Below are 17,077 nucleotides of genomic sequence, written 5' to 3' on the forward strand. Positions count from 1 at the left end.
GCGCTGATCACGCGGTGACCTCCGTCAGCGACGCGTCGACGCGTGTGCGACCCGCTGCAGTCACCGCGCGGCGGGCGTAGGCGCGGACGTCGGCGTCGGGATCGGTGATCGCCGACTCCAGCGCGTCGAGCGCGGCGGCACTGTGTGGCCAGGTGGACAGGGATAGCACTGCCGCCTTGCGGACGTCGAGGTGGCGGTCGGTGAGCGCTTCGCTCAACGGCACCACGCCCGTCTCCGGGCTCGAACCCGCCAGCCCGCGCGCGGCGCCTACGCGCACCTGCCAGGCTGAATGCTGCAGTGCCGCAGTGAGTTCGGAGACATCGACGGCGGAGGTTCCCAGCGCGGCGAAAGCGGTGAACGCCGCGGCACGGACCAACGGATCGGAATCGCTTGCGAGAGTGCGGATCACCGCGACGCCGCCGTCGCCGATCGACGCGAGCCCGTGGGCGACGGCGATGCGCACCTCACGGTTGACATCGCCCGCGATCGACGACACCGCCTCGGCATCGTCGAGCGAGACCAGGGCGCGCACCGCTTCGATCCTGACTCGATGATCGGTATCACCCAGTGCCACACGGTAATCCGATGCCGAACCCGCCCGAAGTGCGCGCAGCAGGTCGACGACGGTCGCGCGGACGAGGGGGTCGGGGGAGTCGAGGTGCTCGCTCAGCGCACCGGCTCCCGCGAGCACCTCCACCAGTTCCCGCAGACTCTCGGTGGCCGCGCGACGCACCGAGGCCGCCTCGTCACCCAACGCCCGCACCAGTTCATCGGCGAATCCCTCGGGGGTGTTCTCGGTGAGCACCGACAGGGCCGCCACGCGAACGACCGGATCGGGATCGGTGAGATAGGTCGAAAGGTCCTCGACCACAGGGGAATCCAGGGCTAGCAGCGTGACCAGCCGTGGCGAGGACGGCGACACCGGTGCGGCGGCGGTGCGAACGGGAGCTTCCCGCTGCGGGGCCCGAGTTCCCACCAGTTCGGGCTGGGCGATCACCTCGACGATCGGTTCGGCAGAGGGCACATCATCGAGGCCCGGCACCGGCACCAGGTACGGCGCCACCGACCGCTTGACGAACTCCATCTCACCGTCGGCGGTCTTACGCAAGTTCAAATGGAAATTCCACGACTCGTCGTCACGCTCGGGGATGTCCGCACGGTCGTGATAGAGGCCCCAGCGGGACTCGGTACGCGTGAGCGAACTGCGCGAAGCCATTTCGGCGCAATCGCGAATGAACTGCACCTCCACGGCACGCATTAGTTCGTGCGGGGTTTGCGCGCCGATGCCGTCGACTTCGGCGCGCATCCGCTCGAAAGTCTCGACGGCGATCGACAGCTTGGCAGCCGTTTTCGGCGGCGCCACATAATCATTCACGAATCGGCGCAGTTTGTATTCGACCTGTGGCTGTGGTGGGCCTTCCGGCTGACGCAACGGCCGGTAGATCAGTTCGTGGGCTTCCGCGAGTTGATCCTCGGGCAGTTCGCCAGGCGCATCGAGTTCGGTCAGAGTCGAGGCTGCGTGCGCGCCGGCCAGGTCGCCGTAGACGAACGCGCCGATCATGTAGTTGTGCGGCACGCACGCCAGGTCACCCGCCGCGTACAGGCCGGGCACGGTGGTGCGCGCGTTCTCGTCCACCCACACACCGGACGCGGAATGCCCGCCGCACAAACCGATTTCGGAGATGTGCATCTCGATATCGTGCGTGCGATAGTCGTGGCCCCGGTTGGCGTGGAAGGTCCCGCGAGTCGGGCGTTCGGTGGTGTGCAGGATCGACTCGAGGGTCGACAGTGTTTCGTCCGGCAGGTGGGAGACCTTGAGATAGATCGGCCCGCGCGCGGATTCGATCTCCTGCTTCACCTCCGCCATCATCTGCCCCGACCAGTAATCGGAGTCGACGAAACGTTCACCCTCGGCGTTTACCTGGTAGCCACCGAACGGGTTGGCGACATACGCGCACGCGGGGCCGTTGTAATCCTTGATGAGCGGGTTGATCTGGAAGCATTCGATCCCGGAGAGTTCCGCGCCCGCGTGATAAGCCATCGAATAGCCGTCGCCCGCGTTGGTCGGATTCTCGTAGGTGCCATACAGGTAGCCCGAGGCGGGCAGCCCGAGTCGACCACACGGGCCGGTCGCCAGAATCACCGCTTTCGCGGCCACTTCGACGAATTCGCCTGTGCGCGTATTCAATGCGGCCGCACCCACGGCTCGGCCCTCGTGTGTGAGAACTCGCACCGGCATCAACCGGTTCTCGATGCGGATCTTCTCGCGCATCTTCCGTTGCCGCAGAACGCGATACAGCGCCTTCTTCACATCCTTGCCCTCGGGCATCGGCAGCACATACGACCCCGACCGATGCACTCGGCGCACCGCGTACTCGCCGTATTCGTCCTTCTCGAACTTCACCCCGTACCGCTCGAGGCGCTGCACCATCGCGAAACCCCGTGTGGCCGTTTGATACACGGTGCGCTGGTCGACGATGCCGTCGTTGGCGCGGGTGATCTCGGCGACGTAGTCCTCGGGTTCGGCCTTGCCGGGGATCACCGCGTTGTTCACACCGTCCATACCCATCGCGAGTGCCCCGGAATGGCGCACATGCGCCTTCTCGAGCAGCAGCACGTTCGCGCCGGACTCGGCGGCGGTGAGCGCGGCCATGGTGCCCGCCGTGCCGCCGCCGATGACCAGCACATCGCAGTCCAGGCGAATGCGGTCGGACAGGTCGGGAATGTTCACAGTGACTCCAGGATTCGGGCCCGCAAAGCCTGCCGGTCCACCGGTTCGCGCGGGTCGGGAACGTCGACGACCGTGCGCAGCGAGCCGGCGCCGAGCACGGCGATCCGGTCGCCGAGCAGCAAGGCCTCGTCGAGGTCGTGGGTGACGAAAACAATGGTGGTGGGGTGCGCGCGCCAGGTGTGCACGAGCAGACGTTGCATCTCCGCACGGGTCTGACTGTCCAGTGCGCCGAACGGCTCGTCCATGAGGACCGCGCGCGGCGAACCCGCCAAGCTGCGTGCGAGCTGAACCCGTTGGCGCATACCGCCGGACAGGTCACGCGGCAGATAGTCGGCGTAGCCGCTGAGCCCGACCTCATCGAGCCAACGTTGCGCACGCGCCGACCGCTCGCTACGGGACACGCCCCGAAGACGCAGCGCCAGATCGATATTGGCGCGCGCCGTTCGCCACGGCAGCAGCGCGTCGTCCTGGAACACCAGCGCGCGATCAGCCGAGGGGCCGGTGACCTGGTCCTCGTCGGCGCGAATACGCCCAGCGCTCGGCTTGCGCAGACCGGCGATCGCGCGCAACAGGGTCGACTTGCCGCAGCCGGATTTGCCGACCAGTACCAGGATCTCACCGGCGGCGATCGTCAGATCCAGGTCGTGCACAACGGTTTTGGGTCCGTAGTCGATGCGCACGGACTCCAGGTCCAATCGCATGCCGACCGAGACGGCGGGCGCGGCGGTGGTCGTGGTCATGACGCAACCTCTCGCGGCAGCCAGCGGGTCACCCGACGGCCTGCCAGTTCGACGATTCCGGAGGTGAGGAAGCCGAGCACCCCGATGGTGATCATGCCGACGAACACGGCCGGGTAGTCGACGATGGTGTAGGACTGCCAGGTGCGGTAGCCGATGCCCAGGCGCCCGGAGATCATCTCCGCGGAGATCAGGCAGATCCACGCCACGCCCATGCCTACCGACAGGCCGCTGAACACACCGGGCAGGATTCCGGGCACGACCACGCGGGTCAGCACCTCCCGCCGCGACGCGCCCAGCGTGCGGATCGCGTCCTCCCAGATGGTCGGCAGCGCCCGCGTCGCGTGCCTCGTACTCACCAGCACGGGGAACAGTGACGCGGTGAAAGTGATGAACACGATGCCGGATTCGTCGCTGGGGAACAGCAGGATCGCCACCGGCACCAGCGCGATCGCGGGGATCGGGCGGATCAGTTCGGCCAGCGGACCGAACACGTCGGCCAGCAGGCGTGAACGGCCCAAGCCGATGCCGGCGAGCACGCCGATGATCGCGGCCAGTCCGAATCCGGTGATGATGCGGATCAGCGATTGTGCGATGTCGAGGTAGTACTGGCCGGTGCCCAGGTGTTCACCGAACTCGGCGACGATCTCGGTCACCGTCGGCAGGGTGTCGAAGCGTAGGCCGGCGCGCACATCGCCCGCGGTGAGCAACTGCCACAGGCCGATCGCCCCCGCGACCGAGGCGACACGAACGACCCTCGACACCCACACCGATCTGTTGTCCACGTGAAGGGTCGTGATCGGGGCGGCCTGCTCGGAAATCGTGCTCATCCGCGGACTTCCGTCACAGCCTGCTCATAGGCGACCGGCGCGGCGGTGGGATGGGTGGCGCGGTAACGGTCGGCCGCCGCCTGCGTGGTGAACGGCAGGTACCGGGCATCCTCGCGCAACCAGATCGCCTTGTCGGCGAACCAGCGGGTGCCGAGCTCTGCATCCGGAATGTACACCGCGCGAACAGTTTTGCCCTGCGCCTTCGCCGCCTGCACGGCCCGCAACAAGCAGCCGGGATCGGCGGCGGGTTGCGGCTTGTCGGCGCCGTCGACCCAGATCTCCCCGGCCAGCGCCGGATCGCTCACGGGTACAGCGCAAATTGGATCGGTGCCGGTCACCTTGCTCGGGTTGACCCTCGACGCCAGTGCGGTGTCGTAGTCGTTGCGGCCGGTCTCGGCGAAGGCCATGCGCAGCGGTCCGTCCTGGACGAACGCGTCGATGTCGAGATCGGCGAAATCTCCGATCGACTTCAAGTAGTTCACATCATCTTTGAACGCCGCGATCAGGTTCGCCTTGAGCGTGGTGTCGAAACTGGTACCGCCGGGACCGTTGTAGAGGTACACGACCTCCTGCGGCAGACCCGACCCCTTCGCGACGAGATCGGCTGCCTCGAAAGGCTTCTCGTTGAGGAACGCGGTCGCATCCAACTGAGCGGCCAGGAACGCCTGCAGTACCTCGGGGTGATCAGCCGCGTACGCGCGCCGCGCCACCACACCGTGAAAAGTCGGCACGTTCAGCTCGGCGCCGTCGTAGAGCAGCGTGGCCTTGTTCTGGTGCACCAGCAGCCCCGGCCACGCCACGAACTGCGACAGTGCGCTCACCTGATGCGATTCCAGCGCGGTCGCCCCGACCTGCGGCTGCTGGTTGAGCACCTCCACACCCTTGGCCGGGTCGATCCCCGCCCGCGACAGCGCCTGCACCAACGTGCCGTGCCCGGCCGAACCCACACTGGCCGAGATCTTCTGCCCGGCCAGATCCGTCAACGAACGCGCCGGTGAATCCTTGGGCACCACAACCATATTCAGCGCACCCTTGGGGTTGTACCCGGTGATCGACACCAGTTCGGTGCGGGCGCGCTCATTGGCCTGCGTGCGAGATCCGTTGATCAGCAACGGATAATCGCCCATCGACCCGATATCGATCTTCTCGGCTACCATCTGCGCGGTGATCGGCGCGCCGGTGTCGTAGTCCTGCCACTCCACCTGGTACTTCGCACCACCACCGTCGGTGATCTTCTGCAGCCGCTGCTCCAGGTAACCCTGTGCCTTCAGCAGCGTGCCCGCGGTGACGGTGTTGATGGTCTTGGACTGGTAGCCGATGACGACCTTGACGGTGCCCGCCGGTGCGGCATCGGAACTTTCGAGCGAGCAGCCGGCCACGGTGAGCGCGAAAGCCAGTGCGACAGGGGCGAATGCGGTGATCTTCATGCGTGAGGTTCCCGGGTTTCAGCGGAGCAGATAGGGCATGTTGACGGACACAGCACCGGTGGGACAGCGCGCCGCGCACGGGCCGCAGTACCAGCACTCGTCCACGTGCATGTAGGCCTTGCCCGAATCCTGGTGAATGGCAAGGGAATCCAGTGGGCACATGTCCACGCAGAGGGTGCAGCCGGTGATGCACAGCGATTCGTCGATCGTCACCGGGACGTCGGCGCGCTGGGGGACCAGTGCCATTACAGGACCTTCCATTCGGGGGTGCTGCGGGTGAGGTGACCGCGCATGGTGATGCGGTCACCGCGCATACGGATGTATTCGAGGTCGACGGGACGGCCGTCGTCGAGGTGTGTGAGACGTTCCAGCATCAACAGCGGTGCGCCCGCCGGAGTGTCGAGCGTGGTGGCCGTATGTGGGTCTGCCGCAACGGCTTCCAGCGCGAGATCGGCCGCGCCCAACGACTGTCCGGTGATCTGCTCGAGCAGGACGAACACATCGGTGGACTCGAGATCGTGGGCCAGCAGTTCGGTGCCAACGTCGGGGGCGAGATAGGTCAGGTCCAGGCTCAGCGGCAGATCGGCGAGGAAACGCAGCCGTTCGATATAGACGACCTTGTCGCCCGGCGCCAGCTCGAGCCGGCGCGCGACCGCCGGGGGAGCGGTGATCGTGGTCGCGGCCCGGACCTCGTTGCGGACGGTGCCGTGGCCCTTCAGCGTTTCCTGCAAGCCGAGCAGCGCGTCGAGACCGTGGTCGAATTTGCGGGCGGCCACGCGGGTGCCGACCTTGGGCGCACGATCGATGAGGCCCTCGTCGCGTAACAACGCCAGTGCCTCGCGCACGGTGTTGCGGGAGGTGTCGTGCTCGGCGGCCAGTTCCTGCTCGCCGGGCAACGCGCCGACCACCGCGCCCGCCAGGATCTGGTGGCGCAGGATATCGGCGACCCGGCGGGCCCGATCGGCACGCTGGCCGCGGATCGGAGTGGGTTCGGTTCTCTCGCTGACCTGCATGAACAGCGACGATAGCGGCGATTTCGCGACCACCGCTGCGCCGCGATCCGGCCGCGAATTCAGGGGATGTTTCTACGCCGGGTGACGATTCGCGCGACCTGCGACAATTCGGGAACAGGCCGCTATTGCGCCACCTGGACGCACGCGGGCGACATTGCGATCACGCCGATCGCAATGTCGCCGCGCGACGTTCGATCAGGGCTGGCCGGGATTGAGCACGATGAACAACCCGTGCGCCTCGGCACACAGCCGCTCACCGTCGTGCAGTGTCGCGCGCAGATACACCTTGCGCCCCTCACGGTTCTCGACCCACGAACGCAGGGTCAGCGCGGTGTTGAGCGGGGTGATCGACCGGTAGTCCACCGTCAGCGAGGCGGTGCGGGTGATCTCCTTGGTGTTGACCGCGGCGGCCATGCCGCACAGGTCGTCGAAGGCCAGCGCGATGTGGCCGCCGTGCGCGGCACTGTTGCCACCCAGGTGGAAGGTGCGGAAGGTCAGGTCCGCGGTCACGCCGTCGCGGCTGACTGTGCGCACCGTGTACGGCGGCAGGGTGATGTTGCCGCGCGCGGGCAGGTCGGTGCGGGTCCAGCTGGGCGAGGACCACTCGTCGACCACGGCCGCGTCCAGGCGGGCGTTGAGCTGCTCGAGCGTGGCGATCGTTTCCTTGGCCAGCTCGTCGGAGGGGTTGATCAGCCGCACCCGGTCCATCAGCTCGCGGACCTGTTCGACCAGCTCACCGTACTGCGGACCGCCGGGCAACTGACCCTGGTCCGCGTCTTTGCTCGCCTGGATCAGCTCGGCGATCGGTCGGAAGCCGCCCTCGTGATGCTCAGCGTCTGGCAGCTGGTGCTCTGCGTTCGGCAGCGCGTTTCCGGCCTGTGCATTATCCATATGCAACACGTTATAGGGCCCGAGCTGGATGTTCTCGCTGGGGATCGCTGCCGCGTGGATGGGTGCGGTGAGGTTGCTGGGTCTATTAGGCTCAACGGTGATCACCGAGCAGGTCGAGACGTTGGCGAAAGACGGCGAAAGGCTGGGCGCATGGGTATCGCGGCGGTTGTGTTCGACATGGACGGCGTGCTGATCGACTCCGAACCGATCTGGGAACAGGTCCGGCACGATTACGTCAACCTCAAAGATGGCCGGTGGCAACCGGATGCGCAGACCAAGATGATGGGGATGAACACCGTCGAGTGGTCGACCTATATGGCCGACGATCTCGGTGTGGCGGAACAGCCGGGGGTGGTCGCCGACAACATCATCAATCTGATGGCCTACAAGTACTCCCAGCACATTCCGCTGCTGCCCGGTGCGGTCGATACCGTGCGGCGGTGCGCGGGGTCGTTCAAGCTCGGTCTCGCCAGTTCCTCGCCTGCCACCCTGATCGACCTGGTGCTGGCGAAGTCAGGGCTGCTCGATCTGTTCTCGGCGGTGATGTCCACCGAGGAGGTCGGCCACGGCAAGCCCTCGCCCGACGTCTACCTCGCCGTCGCGCAACGGCTCGAACTGGACCCCAAAAGCTGTACCGCCGTGGAGGATTCGACCAACGGGCTGATCTCGGCGCACAATGCGGGCATGCGTCTGATCGCGGCGCCGCGCCCGCAGTTCCCGCCGCTGCCCGACGCGCTGGCCCTGGCCGACGTGGTCATCGACAACCTCGACCAACTCACACCCGAGGTCATCACCGGCTGAGTCAGAAACTGCCGGTGACGCCGTCGATCCGCTCGCGCAACAGGTCCGCGTGGCCGTTGTGGCGGGCGTACTCCTCGATCATGTGTAGGTAGGCCCAGCGCAGGGTGTAGCCGGTGTCGCGCCACGGCGCGCGGAAGACATGGTCAAGCGGTAGGTCGGCGATGGCGGCGTCACAGGCGGCGACTTCGGCGTGATAGGCGGCGAAAACGTCCTCGGCGGAGAGCGAGTCGAGGGCATCGAAGTCGTTGTCGGGCGCGGCCTCGGAGTAGTAGATCGGTTCCAGCGGCTCACCCGCCGCCCACGCCCGGAACCAGCTGCGCTCGACATCGGTGAGGTGGCGAACCAGTCCGAGCAGCGTCAACTTCGACGGTTCCACCGAACGCACAGCCAGCTGTTCGCCATCGAGTCCACCGCATTTGCCCAGCAGCGTCTGGCGATGAAAGTCCAACCAGGACTGCAACATCGGACGTTCCGCACCGTCCGCGAGAGTCTTGGTCGGCTCGAGTTCAGGTGCGGTCCACGTCATCGCAGGCACGTTACCGGCGGTCTGTCGCCACGCAGCTCGATTTCAGCCGCCGGCGATGAACCGCATATCCGCCATCGGTCCCGCTGGTCGGTTCCCACACCCATCCGGCACACTGGCCCGATGGATGCCCAGCCCGAGGTCGTAGTCCATCTAGGCGACGGCTCCCACACCCCGTCACCCATCGACCCCGCGCGCCCCGGCACGGTCGCCGCCGACCCATCCGCCGACCACCCCTTCCTCGTACTCACCCGCACCCCCACCGACCGAATCCAGGCCCGCTACCTCGACGACGGCACCTACGAACTCGAACACACCACCGACACCGACCACCGCCAGTTGTTCACCACCGACGCCCGCCTCGTCCGCGACATCCTCTGGTCCTGGATCCAACGCGACACCTGGTGGTCCGACACCGTCGCCTGGACCACCATCGACCCCGCCATAGTCGAACTCCACGCCCTCCACACCGAACTCTCCGACATGCTCGCCGGCATCTCCCTGATGGACTCCGCCACCGACGAACTAGACCAAGCCCTATCCCGCGCCGACGAACTCCTGTCCGACTTCGACCTGGACTTCGGTGAATAGTTTTGCGGTGCACCCTGATGTAGTCGCGGCGCGAAATCTCATCGGCGTTCTGGGACTGGATATTTCGGCTGCGATCCCCGAATCGGAGAACGCCGAGTACGGCGCGTGCGTGGCCGAGGTCGGACGCGGATCGGTTCGATTCCGGGTGGGGAAGCTGACGCCCACGAAGGTGGGCTTGTTCGTCTCGGTGTGGCGGCGGGCCGTGGACGGTTCGACGGTGCCGCTCGCGGCCGAAAGCGGTGCCGATCTGTTGGTGATCACCGTCCGTGAGGAAGCGCGTTTCGGCCAGTTCGTGTTCCCGAAAACCGCACTCGCCGAGCACGGGATCGTGTCCGTCGCCGGCGGTGGTGGAAAGCGCGGATTCCGGGTTTATCCGCCCTGGTCGGTGACGGCGAACAAGCAGGCACGAAGGTCGCAGAGGTGGCAGTGTGCCCACTTCCTCGATCTCGACAACATCGACCTGGAGATCGCGCAGAACCTCTACGAACCAGTGCGCCCTACGCCCGGCTCGATACACACCGACGATCCACGATGACGTGGATTACAGTGTCGCCGTGGGGCTTACCGAATATGGACCGGGCGACGTCGTGTACTTCCCGGCAGGTCCGTTCAGCGGCATCTGCGGGGTTGTCCGTGAGGTCGACACTCGCCGTGCACAGTTGCGCATCGAGTTCGGGGAGGGGACCGTTCATCGCGAAGGGAATGTGCTGCGCGAGCGGCGGCACAAGCTGACCGTTGGTTTCGACGAGGTCGAATTGGTTTAGCAGGCTGCGGGCGGTGGCCGCACAGACGGTGCCGCGCGATTCGGGGTGCGTGTGGTTCGAACGCCGCTGTCTTCGGCGGTGGTGTACGGGAACGGCAAGCCGCATGAGGTCGAGAAGGAATTCGGTGAGCTGACCGCGAAGGCGGACGGCGATCCGTCATAACCACCCGGTGAGGGACATCAGCGCGAGGCTGGTGAGTCCCAGGATCAGGCCGAGTGTGCCGCCCAGGATGAGGGGGCGCGGGCCTGCGGTGCGGAGGCGGGCGAGGGTGAGGGAGGTGCCGATGGCGGCGAGGACGGTGGCGATCAGCCAGCTGCTGGTGGTGGTGAGGGATTCGGTGAGCCAGGTGGGCAGGATGTTCAGGCTCGCGATGAGCGAGGCGGCGAGGAACAGGATGACGAAGAGGGGGACCGCCTGGCGCAGCGATGCCGTGGGTGTGTCGGCCCGCTCGGCGAGGTGACGGCGGCCGGCGTGCAGGCCGATGCAGAGGGGGATGATGGCGAGGCTGCGGACCATCTTCACGATTACCGCGAAATGTGCCGCGCCGGCTCCGAAGATGACGCCCGCGGCCAGGACCGACGATGTGTCGTTGATCGCGGTGCCCGCCCACAGTCCGAAAGCCTCCTGCGACAGGCCCAGCGCGCGGCCCAGCGGCGGATAGACCAGTACCGCAGTCACATTGAAGATGAAGATGGTGCCCAGCGCGTAGGCCACGCGTTGCTTGTCGGGGCGCAGTACCGCGGTGGCGGCGGCGATCGCGGAGGCCCCGCAGATGGTCGTGCCCACGGCGATCAGCGTCGCCGATTCCTTGTCCACCGCCAGCATCCGTCCGACGAAGAACGCCGCGACACCGCCGACGACCAGCGTCCCGATCAGCACCACAGCCGTCTCGCGTCCCACGGCCACGACCGACCCCAGCGGCAGGCCGAGGCCGAGCAGCACGATGGCGAGGCCGAGTAGCCGTTGCCGTGCGACATCGAGGCCGGGTTCGAAAACCGTGCTCGGACTGCGCCGCAACACCATGCCGGCCGCCGCTCCCGCACCCAGTGCCAGCACCGGAGCGCCGACCATCGGCAACGCCTTGCCTGCCGGTGTTGCGGCGGCGGCGATGAGCAGGGCGAGGGTCAGGCCGGGGGCGAGAGTTCGAGCGCGGTTCACCTCTCCACCTTCGCCGGGCGGCGGATGTCCAGGTAGAGGCCGATTCACCGGGTACCCATAAGTGTGGCTTATGTGCAGGCCGCCACGGCGGAGGGGAACCGGCGTAATCGTACAATCGGCGGCTCGAAAGTCAGTTTTCTGACTTTTTGGCGACGTTTTGGGTGATTACGCCGGTCTGATGCTGGAAATCCGGCGGATCATGATCAGGAACGGGTGGGAAAGCCGGGTGGGTCCGTGGTTTGCTGGACAGGTGCGGAAACGGACTCGTCTCGCCATCGCCGCCGGTCTCGGTGTCCTGCTGTGGGGTGAGTGGGCGAATTGGCGGGCCTCGCGTCGCAGTCTCGGGACCGGGAACACTGGCTCCGAGGCTGTCGTGGTGCTGGGTTACCGCGATGCGGGGCCGCGGGCCAATGCCATGAACAGGTGGCGGGTGCGTGCTGGGTTGCGATCCATGGATCCGATGGCGTCGCAGACTCGGCTGGTGGTGTGCGGTGGGGCGTGCGCCGGAACGCGGTCCGAGGCGTCGTTGATGGCTGCCTATGCCACGCAAGAGTGTGGGTACGACGGTGAACTCGTGCTGGAGGAGTCGAGCCGATCCACTTGGGAGAACATCGCTTTCGCGATCCCGTTCCTGAAAGACGTCGACCGGATCAAGATTGTCTCGCTGCCCACGCACGCCGAGATCGCCCGGCAATTCCTCGCCGACCAGAGCCCGGAACTGGCGTCCCGCCTGGTGCGCGGCCGCGACTACCGCTTCGGTGAATGGATGCCGCTGAAGCCGGTCTTCGCCGTCTACAGCATCGCCAAGAAGCTCCACCACGATCGCATTCACGATGCTTGACCCATAATCAGCGCATGACCCTGCCACCCGGAACGCCCGACTTGGAGGTCCTCGACCTGCTCGTGTCGGTGGCCGAACTGGGCAGCCTGGGCGCCGCTGCCCGCAGGCACGGGGTCAGTCAGCCCGCCGCGAGTATGCGGATCAGCGCCCTGGAACGCCGGATGCACGTGAAGCTGCTCGATCGTGGCCCGACCGGCTCCGAACTCACCGATGCGGGCCGCGCGGTGGTCGCGCACGCGCGCACGGTCCTGTCGGCGGTCAAAGATCTCGTGGACGATGTCGCCAGACTCCGCACCGCGCAGGCCCCACGCCTACGCATCGCTGCCTCGAAAACCATTGCCGACCACCGGATTCCGCACTGGCTCGCCGCCCTGCGCACCGACCATCCCGAAGTGGTGATCTCGCTGGAAGTCGAGAACTCCACGCAGGTGGCCGGGCTGGTCAGAGACGGGACCGCCGACTTGGGCTTCGTAGAAGGCCCACATCCACCGGCCGGCCTCGGCAGCCGAGTACTCGGCGCCGACGACCTGGTCGTGGTCGTGGCACCGAATCATCCCTGGGCACAACGGAAAACGCCGATCACACTCCGAGAACTGGCCGACACGGCCCTGCTGTGGCGCGAACCCGGCTCGGGCACCCGCGACACCGTCTGGGACCTACTGGCCACTGCGGCCCCACCCGCGGACCCCGCCGCCGAACTGGGCTCGACCGGCGCGATCGTGGCCGCCGCGAGAACAGGAATGGCCCCCGCCGTCCTGAGCCGTCTGATCGCGGCACCAGACCTGGCAACCGGCACCCTGGTCCAGGTCCCCTGCGCCGACGCCGCCCGCCTGACCCGCAAATTCCGCGCGATCTGGCGCCGCAACACCCCACCGTCGGGACCGGGCGAACTACTCGTCGAACGGGCCGCGCGCCTGGAAAACGCCAGAGGCGCAGTGGTGGGACTACCGGGACCGTCGGTATCACCGCAGGTAGAGGGCTTGCCGGAAAGCCCGGAACTGGCGTAACCATCCGGTAATTGCCCGAAACGTCCCTTGTAACGCGACGTTCGCAGCATTTGCCGCATGACAGCCACTTCCTCCTCGGCCAGGCCCCGGCCTCCCGATCCGGGTTCGGGCCGACGCAGCGCACCGGCCCGGCGCATCCGCGACATCCTGCGCGCCCGCATCCGCAGCGGCGTCTACGGCAACCGCGCACTGCCCGCCGAAGCCCTGCTCGCCGCCGACTTCGCCACCAGCCGCAATATCGTCCGCGACGCACTGACCCTGCTGCGCGACGAAGGCCTGATCGACCGGGTCCCCGGTGCCGGCACGTTCGTGGTCGCCGACAAAGCAGTGCAGGGTCTGGACCGCCTGCGTGGCCTGGCCGAAACCTTCGAAACCAGCAGCGACCGGGTGGTGAACCAGGTCCTGCTCGCCGAGGTCGTGCCCGCCACGCCGTTGGTCGCCGAACGGCTCGAGCTCGCCCCCGGCGACCCCGTGGTCGCGCTGGAACGCGTGCGCTACCTCGACGGCACCCCGCTGTCGCTGGATGCCAGCTACCTCACCGCCGACATCGGCATTCCGCTGCTGGACAAAGACCTCACCGGCTGCGACGTGTTCGGCCTGTTGGAAGCCGAACTCGGTCTGCCGCTGGGCTCCGCCGCGGTCGCGATCGAGGCGGTCGCCGCCGACCCCACGGTCGCGGGCCTGCTGCAGGTGCGCGCCGGCTCCCCGCTGCTGTTCCTGGAACGGCTCACCTACACCGATTCCGGTCGACCCGTGGATCTGGAATACATCCGCTATCGCGGCGACCGGTTCTCCCTGTCCGGGCGACTGGATCGCGTCCCGGTGACTTCGCGGCGCACCCGCGACAACAACGAAAGGGGTTGATCCCCATGCAGATTCCACCGCTGACCGACCGGCGAGAACTGGTCTGCGACGTCCTGATCGTCGGCGGCGGCACCGCGGGCACCATGGCCGCGCTGACCGCCGCCCGCCACGGCGCGAACGTGCTGCTGCTGGAAAAGGCCCACGTGCGGCACTCCGGCGCGCTGGCCATGGGCATGGACGGCGTGAACAACGCGGTCGTGCCGGGCAAGGCAAGTCCCGAGGACTACGTCGCCGACATCACCGTGGCCAACGACGGCATCGTGAACCAGCGCACCGTCTACGAAACCGCCACACGGGGTTTCGAGATGGTGCAGCGTCTCGAGAACTACGGCGTGAAGTTCGAGAAGGACGAGCACGGCGAATACGCGGTGCGGAAGGTGCACCGCTCCGGCTCGTATGTCCTGCCGATGCCGGAGGGTCGCGATGTGAAGAAGGTGCTCTACCGCACCCTGCGCGCTCGTGATGTCCGATCCAAGGTGACCATCAACAACCGGGTGATGCCGGTGCGGGTGCTCACCGTCGACGGCCGCGCGGTCGGCGCGGTCGGATTCGACACGCGCACCGGCGAATTCGTCACCATCTCGGCCGGTGCGGTGATCCTGGCGGCGGGCGCGTGTGGACGACTGGGCCTGCCCGCCTCGGGTTATCTCTACGGCACCTACGAGAACCCCACCAACGCCGGCGACGGCTATGCCATGGCGTACCACGCGGGCGCGGAACTGTCGGGCATCGAGTGTTTCCAGATCAATCCGCTGATCAAGGACTACAACGGTCCCGCGTGCGCCTATGTGGCCAATCCGTTCGGCGGTTACACCGTCAACTCCGAAGGCAACCGGTTCGTGGACTGCGACTACTGGTCCGGTCAGATGATGGCGGAGGTCAAGTCCGAACTCGACAGTGCGCGCGGGCCGATCTACCTGAAACTGAGCCACCTGCCCGACGCCACGATCCGCGAGATCGAAGGCATCCTGCACACCACCGAACGCCCCACCCGTGGCACCTTCCACGAAGGGCGCGGCACCGACTACCGTACCAGCGACATCGAAATGCACATCTCCGAAATCGGTTTGTGCAGTGGACATTCCGCGTCGGGAGTGTGGGTCGACGAACACGCCGCGACCACCGTGCCCGGCCTCTACGCCGCGGGCGACATGGCGTTGGTGCCGCACAACTACATGATCGGCGCGTTCGTGTACGGCGATATCGCCGGTGAGCACGCCAGCGAATTCGCCCGTGGCGCAGCACATCCGGAGCTGCCGGCCGACCAGATCGAAGCCGCGCACGAGCTGATCTACCGCCCGCTGCGCAACCCCGACGGCCCGCCGCAAACCCAGGTCGAATACAAGCTGCGCCGCTTCGTCAACGACTACCTGCAACCGCCCAAGGCGCAGTCGTACCTGACGCTGGGCGTGGAAGCGTTCGAACGGATGAACGCCGACATCGCCGCGATGGGTGGACACACGCCGCACGAACTCATGCGCTGCGCGGAAGTCACCTTCATCAGGGATTGCGCGGAAATGGCAGCCAGGGCATCTTTGCGACGAACCGAAAGTCGTTGGGGCCTTTACCATCAGCGCGCGGACTGGCCCGCCACCAACGATGCCGAGTGGTTCTGTCACCTCAACCTCTATCGCGGCGCCGGCGGCGCCATGGAGTTCAAGACCAGGCCCGTGGCGCCCTACATCGTGCCGGTGCCCGGCTTCGTGCGGCCCGACGGTGTCGCCGATGTGGCCGCTCCCGAACTCGTCGGTGCGTGGGGTGCACGATGAGCGCGCGCCTGCTTGCCCTGCTCGACCTGGCCGACGAATGCCCGGAACTGGACGAACTCACCGAATTCCTGACCGACCCGGACCCGGAGGTTCGCCGCACCGCGCTGTCGGTGCTCAGCGAGACCACCGACGCGTGGGCGCAGGCGGCACCGATCTTCGCCACAGCTCTGGCCGACCCGGATGTCGACGTTCGCCACACCGCGATCGGGTTCCTCACCGAGCTGCTCGAAGTGCTGGTCCCAGGCCCGGAATTCGATGCGGCACTGCGTCATGGCGTTACCGCATCCGAACCGGCAGTGCGCTCGGCAGCGATCGAGGCGCTGTGGCGACACCGTCGAGTGGGTGCCGACGAACTCACGACATGGCTGGCCGACCCGAATGTCGCGGTGCGGCGCACGGTGGTCGGTGGTCTGACCTCGGTCGACGCACTCGACGAACTCGCCGTAGCTGCCGCCGACGAAGACCAGAACGTGCGCATCGGCGTCGCGAAAGGCATTGCGGCTATCGGTGATCCACGCGGCGCGGTGACCCTGCTCGTGCTGGCCACCGACCCGCAACCCCTGGTCCGCGCCGCCGCCCTGTCGAGCTTGGCGGGCACCGGCTGCGACGAACAGGCCGCCACCACCGCGACCGCGGCCATCACCGACCCCGCCTGGCAGGTCAGGCAGGCGGCCGCGATCGCCCTGGCCGCCGCCGACCCCGAACTCGCCGCGGCACCGCTGCTGTCGGCGGTCTCCGATCCCAACCTCGACGTTCGCAAGGCCGCGGTGCGCGGCCTGGCCGAACGGATCGCGCAGCGACGCGACATCACCTCGGCGCTGCAGGCCGCGCTCGAAGACCCGGACGCCGACGTCCGTGCCTTCGCCCGCATCGGCATCGCCAACTCTGGAAAGGAACTCTGATGGCCCTGGTCAATGCTCGTCTCGATGTCCCCGTCACGGTCGACGAGGCCAAGTGTATCGACGGCTGCACGCTGTGTGTGGACATGTGTCCGCTGGATTCGCTTGCCATCCACCCGGATTCGGGCAAGGCCTACATGCACGTGGACGAGTGCTGGTACTGCGGGCCGTGTGCCGCGCGGTGCCCGGTCGGCGCCGTCACCGTGAACATTCCGTTCCTGTTGCGTTGAG

General features: G+C 67.0%; 17 protein-coding genes and 1 pseudogene. 9 read left to right on the plus strand and 9 right to left on the minus strand.

Annotated features, from left to right (window positions below; genetic code table 11):
* Positions 1 to 7 precede the first annotated feature (7 nt).
* The 7 genes from ACFWU5_RS10125 to ACFWU5_RS10155 form a co-directional block, all read right to left on the minus strand.
* Positions 8 to 2,731, minus strand: coding sequence for a fumarate reductase/succinate dehydrogenase flavoprotein subunit (locus ACFWU5_RS10125; protein ID WP_379266847.1), 2,724 nt, complete (start codon positions 2,729 to 2,731; stop codon positions 8 to 10).
* Positions 2,728 to 3,471, minus strand: a complete 744-nt coding sequence (locus ACFWU5_RS10130; RefSeq protein ID WP_379266848.1) for an ABC transporter ATP-binding protein — start codon at positions 3,469 to 3,471, stop codon at positions 2,728 to 2,730. The genes ACFWU5_RS10125 and ACFWU5_RS10130 overlap by 4 nt, the downstream gene beginning before the upstream one ends.
* Positions 3,468 to 4,298: an ABC transporter permease gene (locus ACFWU5_RS10135; protein WP_379266849.1), complete on the minus strand. Its 831-nt coding sequence runs from the start codon at positions 4,296 to 4,298 to the stop codon at positions 3,468 to 3,470. The genes ACFWU5_RS10130 and ACFWU5_RS10135 overlap by 4 nt, the downstream gene beginning before the upstream one ends.
* Positions 4,295 to 5,725 carry an ABC transporter substrate-binding protein gene (locus ACFWU5_RS10140; protein ID WP_379266850.1) on the minus strand — a complete coding sequence of 477 codons (1,431 nt, stop codon included), beginning with the start codon at positions 5,723 to 5,725 and terminating at the stop codon, positions 4,295 to 4,297. The genes ACFWU5_RS10135 and ACFWU5_RS10140 overlap by 4 nt, the downstream gene beginning before the upstream one ends.
* Positions 5,726 to 5,743: 18 nt before the next feature.
* On the minus strand, positions 5,744 to 5,971 hold the full coding sequence (locus ACFWU5_RS10145; RefSeq protein ID WP_379241724.1) for a ferredoxin family protein: 228 nt from the start codon (positions 5,969 to 5,971) through the stop codon (positions 5,744 to 5,746).
* A complete protein-coding gene (locus ACFWU5_RS10150; protein WP_379241725.1) occupies positions 5,971 to 6,738 on the minus strand; it encodes a GntR family transcriptional regulator in 768 nt (255 codons plus the stop codon). Before ACFWU5_RS10150 ends, ACFWU5_RS10145 begins: the two co-directional genes overlap by 1 nt.
* Positions 6,739 to 6,933: 195 nt before the next feature.
* Positions 6,934 to 7,629: a PaaI family thioesterase gene (locus tag ACFWU5_RS10155; RefSeq protein ID WP_379241726.1), complete on the minus strand. Its 696-nt coding sequence runs from the start codon at positions 7,627 to 7,629 to the stop codon at positions 6,934 to 6,936.
* A 150-nt stretch (positions 7,630 to 7,779) separates the two neighbouring features.
* Here ACFWU5_RS10155 and ACFWU5_RS10160 point away from each other — a divergent pair, with 150 nt between their 5' ends.
* A complete protein-coding gene (locus ACFWU5_RS10160) occupies positions 7,780 to 8,430 on the plus strand; it encodes an HAD family hydrolase (RefSeq protein WP_379266851.1) in 651 nt (216 codons plus the stop codon).
* 1 nt (position 8,431) lies between these two features.
* Here the strand turns inward: ACFWU5_RS10160 and ACFWU5_RS10165 are convergent, their stop codons facing one another.
* Positions 8,432 to 8,956 carry a DinB family protein gene (locus ACFWU5_RS10165; RefSeq protein WP_379266852.1) on the minus strand — a complete coding sequence of 175 codons (525 nt, stop codon included), beginning with the start codon at positions 8,954 to 8,956 and terminating at the stop codon, positions 8,432 to 8,434.
* A gap of 120 nt (positions 8,957 to 9,076) precedes the next feature.
* Here ACFWU5_RS10165 and ACFWU5_RS10170 point away from each other — a divergent pair, with 120 nt between their 5' ends.
* Genes ACFWU5_RS10170 through ACFWU5_RS10180 form a run of 3 tightly spaced genes read left to right on the plus strand, consistent with a single transcriptional unit; the run spans position 9,077 to position 10,308 of the window.
* Positions 9,077 to 9,544, plus strand: a complete 468-nt coding sequence (locus ACFWU5_RS10170; protein ID WP_379266853.1) for a hypothetical protein — start codon at positions 9,077 to 9,079, stop codon at positions 9,542 to 9,544.
* Positions 9,545 to 9,551: 7 nt separating this feature from the next.
* Entirely contained in the window at positions 9,552 to 10,079 is a 528-nt protein-coding gene (locus ACFWU5_RS10175) for a MepB family protein (RefSeq protein WP_379266854.1), read from the plus strand.
* A gap of 19 nt (positions 10,080 to 10,098) precedes the next feature.
* A complete protein-coding gene (locus ACFWU5_RS10180; RefSeq protein ID WP_379266855.1) occupies positions 10,099 to 10,308 on the plus strand; it encodes a hypothetical protein in 210 nt (69 codons plus the stop codon).
* Between the two features lie 156 nt (positions 10,309 to 10,464).
* Here ACFWU5_RS10180 and ACFWU5_RS10185 read toward each other — a convergent pair whose 3' ends face one another.
* Entirely contained in the window at positions 10,465 to 11,466 is a 1,002-nt protein-coding gene (locus ACFWU5_RS10185) for a YeiH family protein (protein WP_379266856.1), read from the minus strand.
* 250 nt (positions 11,467 to 11,716) lie between these two features.
* Between ACFWU5_RS10185 and ACFWU5_RS10190 the strand changes: the two genes are divergently transcribed.
* The 5 genes and pseudogenes from ACFWU5_RS10190 (at position 11,717) to ACFWU5_RS10210 (ending at position 17,076) form a co-directional block, all read left to right on the plus strand.
* Positions 11,717 to 12,307, plus strand: a complete 591-nt coding sequence (locus ACFWU5_RS10190; protein ID WP_379241734.1) for a YdcF family protein — start codon at positions 11,717 to 11,719, stop codon at positions 12,305 to 12,307.
* A gap of 14 nt (positions 12,308 to 12,321) precedes the next feature.
* Positions 12,322 to 13,314, plus strand: coding sequence for a LysR substrate-binding domain-containing protein (locus ACFWU5_RS10195; RefSeq protein ID WP_379241735.1), 993 nt, complete (start codon positions 12,322 to 12,324; stop codon positions 13,312 to 13,314).
* Between the two features lie 57 nt (positions 13,315 to 13,371).
* A complete protein-coding gene (locus ACFWU5_RS10200; RefSeq protein ID WP_379266857.1) occupies positions 13,372 to 14,178 on the plus strand; it encodes a GntR family transcriptional regulator in 807 nt (268 codons plus the stop codon).
* 5 nt (positions 14,179 to 14,183) lie between these two features.
* Positions 14,184 to 16,849 (plus strand): annotated as a pseudogene (locus ACFWU5_RS10205) (fumarate reductase/succinate dehydrogenase flavoprotein subunit).
* Positions 16,849 to 17,076 carry a ferredoxin family protein gene (locus ACFWU5_RS10210; RefSeq protein ID WP_358188605.1) on the plus strand — a complete coding sequence of 76 codons (228 nt, stop codon included), beginning with the start codon at positions 16,849 to 16,851 and terminating at the stop codon, positions 17,074 to 17,076. Before ACFWU5_RS10205 ends, ACFWU5_RS10210 begins: the two are co-directional and overlap by 1 nt.
* Position 17,077: the final 1 nt, after the last annotated feature.

Origin of the sequence: Nocardia sp. NPDC058640 (assembly GCF_042716995.1) — a bacterium.
GTDB lineage: Bacteria > Actinomycetota > Actinomycetes > Mycobacteriales > Mycobacteriaceae > Nocardia.

Excerpts from the sequence above, each read along its gene's own strand:
- ACFWU5_RS10130 (WP_379266848.1), bottom strand. The coding sequence starts at position 3,471 with ATGACCACGACCACCGCCGCGCCCGCCGTCTCGGTCGGCATGCGATTG.
- ACFWU5_RS10135 (WP_379266849.1), bottom strand. The coding sequence starts at position 4,298 with ATGAGCACGATTTCCGAGCAGGCCGCCCCGATCACGACCCTTCACGTG.
- ACFWU5_RS10140 (WP_379266850.1), bottom strand. The coding sequence starts at position 5,725 with ATGAAGATCACCGCATTCGCCCCTGTCGCACTGGCTTTCGCGCTCACC.
- ACFWU5_RS10145 (WP_379241724.1), bottom strand. The coding sequence starts at position 5,971 with ATGGCACTGGTCCCCCAGCGCGCCGACGTCCCGGTGACGATCGACGAA.
- ACFWU5_RS10150 (WP_379241725.1), bottom strand. The coding sequence starts at position 6,738 with ATGCAGGTCAGCGAGAGAACCGAACCCACTCCGATCCGCGGCCAGCGT.
- ACFWU5_RS10155 (WP_379241726.1), bottom strand. The coding sequence starts at position 7,629 with ATGGATAATGCACAGGCCGGAAACGCGCTGCCGAACGCAGAGCACCAG.
- ACFWU5_RS10160 (WP_379266851.1), top strand. The coding sequence starts at position 7,780 with ATGGGTATCGCGGCGGTTGTGTTCGACATGGACGGCGTGCTGATCGAC.
- ACFWU5_RS10165 (WP_379266852.1), bottom strand. The coding sequence starts at position 8,956 with ATGACGTGGACCGCACCTGAACTCGAGCCGACCAAGACTCTCGCGGAC.
- ACFWU5_RS10170 (WP_379266853.1), top strand. The coding sequence starts at position 9,077 with ATGGATGCCCAGCCCGAGGTCGTAGTCCATCTAGGCGACGGCTCCCAC.
- ACFWU5_RS10195 (WP_379241735.1), top strand. The coding sequence starts at position 12,322 with ATGACCCTGCCACCCGGAACGCCCGACTTGGAGGTCCTCGACCTGCTC.
- ACFWU5_RS10200 (WP_379266857.1), top strand. The coding sequence starts at position 13,372 with ATGACAGCCACTTCCTCCTCGGCCAGGCCCCGGCCTCCCGATCCGGGT.
- ACFWU5_RS10210 (WP_358188605.1), top strand. The coding sequence starts at position 16,849 with ATGGCCCTGGTCAATGCTCGTCTCGATGTCCCCGTCACGGTCGACGAG.